Source organism: Salegentibacter sp. 24, from assembly GCF_004362395.1.
GTDB lineage: Bacteria > Bacteroidota > Bacteroidia > Flavobacteriales > Flavobacteriaceae > Salegentibacter.
The window spans coordinates 23,091-32,043 of the sequence record NZ_SNWE01000033.1; the positions used below are offsets into that span (position 1 = coordinate 23,091).

8 protein-coding genes are annotated in these 8,953 nt (G+C 39.7%); all 8 read right to left on the reverse strand.

The features are described 5' to 3' along the window. Positions 1-16: 16 nt before the first annotated feature. Entirely contained in the window at positions 17-808 is a 792-nt protein-coding gene (locus tag DET49_RS17065) for a cation transporter (RefSeq protein ID WP_208109662.1), read from the reverse strand. Then, positions 805-3,351 (reverse strand): heavy metal translocating P-type ATPase, encoded by a 2,547-nt coding sequence (locus DET49_RS17070; protein ID WP_133549896.1) that lies wholly within the window; start codon positions 3,349-3,351, stop codon positions 805-807. Before DET49_RS17070 ends, DET49_RS17065 begins: the two co-directional genes overlap by 4 nt. 12 nt (positions 3,352-3,363) lie before the next feature. Continuing rightward, positions 3,364-3,714, reverse strand: coding sequence for an STAS/SEC14 domain-containing protein (locus tag DET49_RS17075; RefSeq protein WP_231563351.1), 351 nt, complete (start codon positions 3,712-3,714; stop codon positions 3,364-3,366). Between the two features lie 15 nt (positions 3,715-3,729). Next, entirely contained in the window at positions 3,730-4,362 is a 633-nt protein-coding gene (locus DET49_RS17080; protein ID WP_037321285.1) for a cation transporter, read from the reverse strand. A 77-nt stretch (positions 4,363-4,439) separates the two neighbouring features. Beyond that, a complete protein-coding gene (locus tag DET49_RS17085) occupies positions 4,440-4,856 on the reverse strand; it encodes a Fur family transcriptional regulator (protein ID WP_037322438.1) in 417 nt (138 codons plus the stop codon). Beyond that, positions 4,849-5,205 carry a P-II family nitrogen regulator gene (locus DET49_RS17090; protein WP_133549898.1) on the reverse strand — a complete coding sequence of 119 codons (357 nt, stop codon included), beginning with the start codon at positions 5,203-5,205 and terminating at the stop codon, positions 4,849-4,851. The genes DET49_RS17085 and DET49_RS17090 overlap by 8 nt, the downstream gene beginning before the upstream one ends. A 96-nt stretch (positions 5,206-5,301) precedes the next feature. Next, the gene (locus tag DET49_RS17095; protein ID WP_243729709.1) at positions 5,302-6,552 is read right to left on the reverse strand and encodes an efflux RND transporter periplasmic adaptor subunit; all 1,251 of its coding nucleotides are present in this window, start codon (positions 6,550-6,552) and stop codon (positions 5,302-5,304) included. Positions 6,553-6,574: 22 nt separating this feature from the next. Further along, on the reverse strand, positions 6,575-8,953 hold a 2,379-nt coding region (locus DET49_RS17100; protein WP_166636605.1), incomplete at its 5' end, for an efflux RND transporter permease subunit.

The window sequence follows — 8,953 nt, forward strand, 5'->3', positions numbered from 1 at the left end:
TTTTTTTATATTACTCTCATCGTGAAAGCTTCAATATTTTAATCGCCCCACGCATCACAAATGTGAAGACAATACCTCCAATGATCAAATCTGGCCATTTACTTCCTAAAAAATAAACCAAAACTCCCGCCAAAATTACACCGCCGTTCACGATAATATCATTTGAAGTAAAAATGGCACTAGCTTGCATGTGGACTTCGTTACTTTTAGCCTTGTTGATTAGCCATAATGAGATTAAGTTTCCGGCAAGTGCTAAAAAAGAAATTATAATCATCCATTGAAATAAGGGAGTTTCACTACTCATAAGAAACCTGCGTAAGACTTCTACGAATCCCAGAGTCGCTAAAAACATTTGAAAATAGCCGCTAAATTTTGCGACTTTCTTTTTTCTTGAAACAGCACCTCCCACTGCAAATAAGCTTAGTGCATAAACTATCGAATCTGCCAGCATATCAAGCGAGTCGGCGATAAGTCCCATTGAGCCAGATATCCAACCGGTGGTCATTTCAATAACAAAAAAGCTAAAGTTGATGCCCAAAACCCACCAAAGGATTCTTTTTTGTTTGGATTGGTCTTCCATTACGGGTGGTTCGGCTTCTGTGGTGCCCTCAAAGGAATCTCCAAGTTTTAAGCTGGCTATAGATATTTGTATCGCTTTGATACCGTTAACGTGATATACTTCCAATTTCCTATTGGGAATATCAAAGTCGAGATATTTTATCTGTTCAAAAGTTTCCAATTTCATCCTGATCATCTGCTCCTCGGAAGGGCAGTCCATTTGACTGACTATAAAGGTGCTTTTTTTCATTTTTTATAAGCTAAAAGTCTTAATGCATTAAATACTACAAGGAGTGTGGAACCTTCGTGTATAACTACCGCTACTCCAATATTTGCAAAACCAAAAATTGTTGCTGGGATAAGCAAAGCCACAATTCCCAAACTTACCCAAAGGTTCTGCTTGATAATAGATTTAGATTGTCTACTCAATCCTATTGCAAAGGGAAGGGTTTCCAATTTATCGGCCATAAGAGCAATATCAGCGGTTTCTAAGGCGACATCACTTCCCGCAGCGCCCATAGCGATTCCTACGGTGCTATTTGCCATGGCAGGCGCATCATTAACACCATCGCCTACCATTGCTACTTTAGATTCTTTCTCTTTCAGTTTTTTAATTGCTTCTACCTTTTCTTCTGGCAATAAACTACCCCAGGCATCAGTCAATCCTATTTCTTCTGCTACTGCGTCTGCTACCTTCTGGTTATCACCAGTAAGCATGATCATTCGTTTAATACCTATTTCCTTTAATTCAGAAAGGGTCTTTTTTGCTGCCTCCCGTGGGGTATCCATTAAGGCGATGATGCCTATATATTCTTTATTTTTCCGAATAAGCATCGTTGTATTTCCACCACCTTCAAGACCACGCACTTTCGTAGTTATTTTGTCGGAAGGTGTACTCTCATCAAGCCCTTCGTACAGATCGAGGTTCCCAACATAGATCTTATCATTTCCTAATGTTGCTTTAATACCTTTCCCTAACACGGCTTCCAGATTGGAAGCATCCGGGATTTCCTCACCTTCCAGACGCTCCTTTCCATCACGAACTACAGCTTTTGCCAGGGGATGATCACTTAAACTTTCCACGGCTACTACTATCTTGAGAAGTTCATTGTCTGAAATATCCCCAAGGGCTACTACTTGAGTAAGTTTTGGCTTTCCTTCCGTTAGAGTTCCGGTCTTATCGAAGGCAAGAGCGGTCAGTTCTCCAAGATCTTCCAGTGGGCGGCCTCCTTTGATTAATACCCCACCGCGGGCGGCCCTGGCCACACCACTCAATACAGCACTGGGGGTCGAGATTGCCAATGCACAGGGACTTGCAGCTACCAGTACCGCCATGGCCCTGTAAAAGCTGGCGCTAAAAGGTTCGTCAATAACTAAAAAAGCGAACAAAAGAATCCCGACCAAAATAAGGACTGAGGGCACAAAATATTTTTCGAACCTATCGGTAAGCAACTGGGTTGGTGATTTTTGGGTCTGCGCTTCGTTGACTAGTTGCAACAATCGGGAAAGCGTTGAATCTTTGGCTGCTTTGATTACCTTTATTTCAAGGGTGTTGTTACCGTTAATTGTACCTGCAAAAACCCGGTTTTCATCCTTGATATCATCTTCCGTAGAATAATCCTTTTCGATGTCTTCCACGGGAACTTTATCTACCGGGACACTCTCCCCGGTTATTGGAGCCTGGTTTACACTACTCTGCCCATCTACCACCACGCCATCTGCTGATATTTTACTATTTGGTTTCACTACAATGATATCGCCAATACTCAACTTTTCGATACCAATTTCTTCCGTCTTACCATCTTTTTTGAGCAGGGCTGTTTTTGGTGCCAGCTCTGCCAATGCGGCTATAGATTTTCGTGCTTTGTTCATTGCATAATGTTCCAATGCGTGCCCAAGACTAAAAAGAAATAGTAACAAGGCACCTTCAGCCCATTCGCCCAAAATAGCTGCTCCAATAGCTGCAACCAGCATTAGAAAGTCAATCTCAAATCCGCCTTTGGCTACAGTTTCCACAGCTTCTTTCGCGGTATAAAAGCCCCCAAAGAAATAGGCTCCAATATAAAGTGCAAGGCTCACCCATTGCGGAACTGATTCTACAAAGGATAATCCAAAACCTATTCCCAATAAAACACCACAAATGATAGCAAAAATAAGCTCTGTATTTTTCCCAAAAATACCTCCGTGGGAGTGGGAATGTTCTTCGCCGGCACCGTGGCTATCAGCTTCTTTTTGATTCTGGACATCCTTATCTTCATGCTGTTGTTCCTGACTCATCTTATTTCCTTTATTTAATTCATCAGAAGTTTTTTCTGAAGAATTAAAGCCATTTTCACGAAAAGAGGAGCTTTTCTTGACTTGTAAGTTTTCTTTTTCAAGCTTTGTGATTATCTCATTAAAAGTGGTCTTATGTTTATCATATTCTAAACGGATCATTCCTCCCGCATTGGCAGAAGCTTCCAACACACCTTTGATATTCAGCAGACTCTTTTCTATAGTCCTTGCATGTCGGGTATGTCTAATTCCATCGACTTCTATAAGAAGATGTCCATATTTCTCTGTAATTTTTGCTCCTGTCCTTTCTGCCAAAGATTGAATGCGATCAATAGAGATAACGTCAGGATCATAATGAAAACAAAGAAGTGGAACCGAATCTTCCTTTTCATCTGCTATATGAACCCTCTCAAGTCCTTCTTCGGCTTCTAGATCATTAATAAGTCTTTGTACACAGGTATCTTTTTCATTCGGCACCTGAGGTAGCAAGACCGGAATTTTCAGTTGTAATTTTTTCATATCCCTATTGGTTTAAAATCCATCTGTTAGCCTCTTCCTTTTCGGTAAGGTCGAAATATTTAACTTCCGAGCAGTAAAAAAGTTAGTAGCTCCAACAGCCCATTGCTGCCATTCTTTCGCACCCACAAATGCCATTTTTCCATAATTGGAAATATGAGCTGCATCAACCTTTAAATCTTCCCACAAGCCTTTGAGATTATAACCCTTAAAATTAACCAGCTCAAAAAAGAAATCCACATTATCCCCATTTTTAACAATATTATGTATCAAGGGATTAATTTTTTCTGCATCCTCCTTAGTGATCTTACCATAGATAGTAGCGGGTATCAAATTGCTTTTTTCTGTTTTGGTTATATGGATCATAGTTATGTCTGTCTTTTAAGTGATGTTATACTTGATTTCTCTTCCTTTAGTATAGGCTTCCCAACCTTCCTTTGCTGCATAAGGTACAATGAGCAGTGCCGCGACAGGATCTGCCCACCACCAGCCCAGCCAGTTAACCAATAGTAAACCGGCAAGAACAACTACGGTTTGGTATAGGCAGATAAAGGTATCCTTGGCATCGGCAAGTAAAGCTGGGCTGTCCAGCTTATGTCCATATTTTCTTTTGAAATAGATAAGAATGGGATTGATAATTAGAGAAATAATTAAAATGATTAATCCCATAGTACTCCAACTTGCAGTTTCCTGACTAAGGAGTTTTGTGATTGAATCATACGAGATGAATATGCAGACCAACGTAAATGATACTGCAATTACATAAAGGGTGATCTTCTTGCGTTTTTTGACTTTTTCTTCGTCAATGCCCTTGAGCTCGCCATGCAGCCGCCAGCCTAAAGTGGCCGCACTTATCACTTCTATTGTACTGTCCAGTGCCCATCCTATAAGAGCAGAACTATTGGCAGTTATTCCTGCAATTAGAGATACTATTACTTCAATGGTATCATAAATGACATTCCATATTTGAAGCGTTCTTGCCTTTTTTAAATCGTTTTTTCTTTCCGTTTCCATAAACTGATTTTGGTAATCTCCATACTATATAGTTCCATTTTCACCTCTTTTTTATATGCTTCCTTGCTCTTCAAAAATTAAACACCACTACATTTCTCACATATTCCCTTTACTACCAGGTTTACATTTTCTGCCATATATCCCTCTGGCAGGTTAATATGTGGAATCTTATGATCGGTCAAACAAACAGTTTCATCACAATTATTGCAATGAAAGTGGATGTGTAAGTCCTGTTCTACTTCGCAATTACAATCACTTTCACAGAGCGCATATTTTGGTATGCCTGTGCCATCATCTATTTGATGCACAATGTCATTTGCTTCAAATGTGCGTATTGTTCGAGATAATGTAGCCCGGTCTGCTTTTCCAAAAGCATTCTCAATTTCGGTAAGGGTTACAGCCCTGTCTTTTTTGGCCATAAATTTATAGATCAGGATACGCATGGCTGTTGGCCGAACTTCGTGTGCCTCTAAATTTTTTTCGATATCACTCATTTCCATCATTATTTAATCCAGATCGATTCAAAGATTCTCCGGTTTTTATTCGGAAGGCATCTTCAATATCTGAAAGATAAATAATTCCATCACCGGGTTCAGTTGTTTTTGAATTCTCAAGTATAATATCGATTGCTGATTGTGCTTCTTCATTTTGACATACCAGTTCTAACTTTACCACCGGGCTGTCGGTTACACGGAAATCCAAAGAAGGCGATGCGCCTTTTGCTTTAAATGCTCCGGTCCCTTCTCCCTGGGAAAGGGTCATACTTTTAAATCCGCTTTCACTAAGAGCTTCAATTACATTTTGAACTCGTTTCGGTTTTATAAATGCTTTTATTTCTTTCATTGCTGTAATATTAATTTTAGTATTAAGGATGAACCCTCTGGAATTTTAATTAAGACAAACATTTAACAGAGAGTCCATCCATCTAATTTTTTTAATTTAATGACCATGGGAAGTCTGGCTTTTCTGCATTTCAGAAACCAGATAATAGGCATTATTATAGGCAACCAACGTACCTTCAGGCAGAGGCTCCAGCAGTTTAATTTCAACCCAACCATCTTCATTTATTCCCGTTCTAACCTGCACTGGTTTCAATTCCCATTCGGTTTCACCATCTTCCTGGTGTTTTTGGGCCGTAAAGATGTAGGGATTTCCTTCTTCTTCAATTATTGCTTCTTCCGGTAAGGCAGGAACAGCTTCTTCACCGGTCCTGATTTTTCCGTTTATATACATCCCCGGAATTAGAAAATCTTCTTTATTATCGATTTCTGCATGCACATGTACCGCTTTGGGGTTTTGTTCAAATTGTTTCCCCACTGAATAAATTTCCCCGGTTAAATTACTGCCTGGAACCGATTCCAGTGTAAACTCAATCTTTTGGCCTTCTTTCACCTTATAAATATCTTTTTCAAAAACCATTAGATCGGCATGAACATGTTCATTATCAACTACCATAAACATGCTGGTTTGCGGCTCCACATACTGTCCTATCTGCACCAGTACTTTTTCTATATAACCTCCAATTGGGCTTACTACCGGAATATATTCATATAATTCACCGTCTCTAACCTGGGAAGCATTTAGGTTTAACTGGCGCAATTGCGATTCGTACCCCCGCACTTCACCTTGTACAGACTGGTAATCTGCCTGGGTTTGTTGAAAAGATTTTCCAGATCCTACCTCTGCTTCATATAAACGTTTCTGTCTTTCAAATTCCTTTTCCAAAAATTGCATCCTGCTATATGCATTAATATAATCAGACTGCATTCTGGTTAAATTTGGGTGAGAAAGATAAGCCAGTACCTGACCTTTATTTACCTTATCCCCCTCAATAACCTTTATAGAAGTTATATTACCGCCTAAAACTGCCGTCACGGTAGCCTCATATTGTGGCGGCACTTCTAACTGGCCATTGGCTTCCACAATACCGGACAAAGCTTTTTTAGGTAAGGTATCTACTTTAATCCCCAGACTATTGAATTTCATTTCTGAAAGATGTACCGAACGCATCCCACCTTCTTCTTCACCGTGTTCTTCATCTCCTTCCTCACCGTGATTTTCACCTTCTTCGGTATTAGTAGTTGCAGTTTCACTGGAAGCGTCATCCCCTTCCTCAGGATTTTCTTTACATCCAAAGAATATGCTGAGCGTTAAGGCAAGCATTAAAATATTTATTGATCTTGTATTCATATCGATTTTCTTATTTTAATTTTTAATTTGAATTCTTAAGGTAATATTCCAGTTGGTAACGGCTGTCGAGATAATCATTAAAAGCACTCCAGGCATTTACCTCAATTCTAATGGCATCCCTTATATTTTGAAGGAAAGTTATATAATCTATAGCTCCCTCTTTAAATGCTAATACTGACCCTTCCTGTTGTTCCTGTGCTAAAGGAAGTGCTTCATCCCTATAATAATTCCATGAGTTTCTCCATTTGATATAGTCTTCACGCATATTTTTATAGGCGGTTTCCAGTTCGATTTTATCCTGATAAAAGTTTTGCTCTGCAATCTGTCTATTTACTTGTGCTTCCTGTGTACGGCCTAATTCCGGCCCAAAAAACAGCGGAATTTGAATTCCTATTTGATATTGGAAGAAACCCGATTGCCCGGCTATTTCCTGCCTACCGTACTGACCCTGAAATTTGGGCAAAAATTCAGATTTTCGTTCTCTGGTAACCGCTTTGGCAACATCTATCCTTTGTTCCGAAACCTGTAGCAACGGATGATTTTCAAGCGACTCTACCAGAAAGTTTAAAGGTTCGTCTAAAGTTTCAACAGGCAAATCTGGTACATCATAGATTGTGTCACTAACGAACCATAGGTTTAAACGCTGTATTGATTTCAGGTAATCTCGGTACGATTGTTCCAGCTGTATTTTAACCTCGTTCGCCTGGTTGGAGGTAGCAAGATATTCCAATTTGGAGGTGGCCTCTGTTTCATACCTGATTCTTGCAGCCCTTTCAATATCTTCAAAAATTGAATCCATTTTTCTATAAACCTGGAATGTCCTTTTAGTTGTATAAACCGAGGCCCAGGCCCTGCTTACTTCACGTTCAATTTCAATAGTAGATAACTCTAAGGCACTTTCAGCAAGGGCAACCCTTTCTTTCTGCAATTTTAACCGGGGGGCAATTCCAAAAATATCAATGCCTTGCTGTTGGACGCCAATTTGAGTATAGACCCCATCAGAGCCATTTCCTACTTCTTCTTTTCCTGTAAAGATTTGGGTATTTCCAAAATCATAGGCGGTTTTACGCAATACTTCCTCACTTTCAATTTCAAGTTGAGCAGCTTTTAATTGCGGAAAGTTTTGGATTGCCATTTCTTTAGCCTCTTGCAAACTAATAGTTTGTAAAGAATCCTGTTGTGAATATTCAGATGACATTGCATCAGATTGTGCATTTACAGAAAAGGTTCCGCCTAAAACAAAGCCAATTATCAAAATCGTAGCTAAAGATCGTGAATTGGAAGAACCAAGCTTGTTCTGTTCCTTTTTCTCCCGTCTCTTCTCTACAAATGTATAAAGGACAGGAAGAACCACCAGCGTAAGCAAGGTAGCCGTAAGCATACCACCTATAACAACTGTAGCAAGTGGTTGTTGAACTTCTGCACCGGCAGATGTGGAAAATGCCATTGGTAAAAAACCGAAAATATCTGTTGTTGCTGTTAACATAATAGGTCGTATTCGTTCTTTGGTTCCTGTAAAAATTCTATCTCTTATACTGGTTACTCCTTCTTCTTTTAAAGAATTGAATCTATTTATTAGTACCAGTCCGTTTAAAACTGCAACACCAAACAGAACAATGAAGCCTACACCTGCGGAAATGCTAAATGGCATACCTCTTAACCAAAGGGCAAAAACACCTCCGATAGCAGCCAATGGTATCGCCATATAGATCATGATAGATTGGGAAAAAGATTTTAAGGCAAAATATAGAAGCACGAAAATCAGGAATAAGGCTATCGGTACCACAATCACTAATCGGTCTTTGGCACTCTGAAGGTTTTCGAACTCCCCTCCATAAGTAATATAATAACCTGGTGGCAATTCTAATTCCTCATCTAATTTTTGCTGAATGTCGTTCACCACAGACTCTACATCCCTTCCCCGGGCGTTTACACCCACATAGGTTCTTCTGTAGGTATCATCTCTTGAAATTTGCATAGGCCCCGGAACATACTCAATATCTGCTATTTCTTTTATAGGCACCTGAGTTCCGTCTGGAAGATCGATATACATACCACGCAAATCATCAATATTCTTTCTATGATCTTCATCAAATCTTACTACCAGATCAAATCGTTTTTCTCCTTCAAAAATGACTCCGGCTGTTCCTCCTGCAAAAGCTGTACTTATGTAATCATTGGCTTTTTGGATATCCAGTCCATATTGCGCAATTTTATCACGGTTAAATTTAACGGTCATTTGTGGGAGGCCTGATGTTCGCTCCGCGTTTACGTCTCCTGCACCAGGCACGGTTTGGATAATACTGGCCATTTCCTGTACCTTTTCCGACAACACCCCCAGGTCCTCTCCATATAGTTTAACCGCAATATCTTCTCTAACCCCCTCTAATAATTCGTTGAA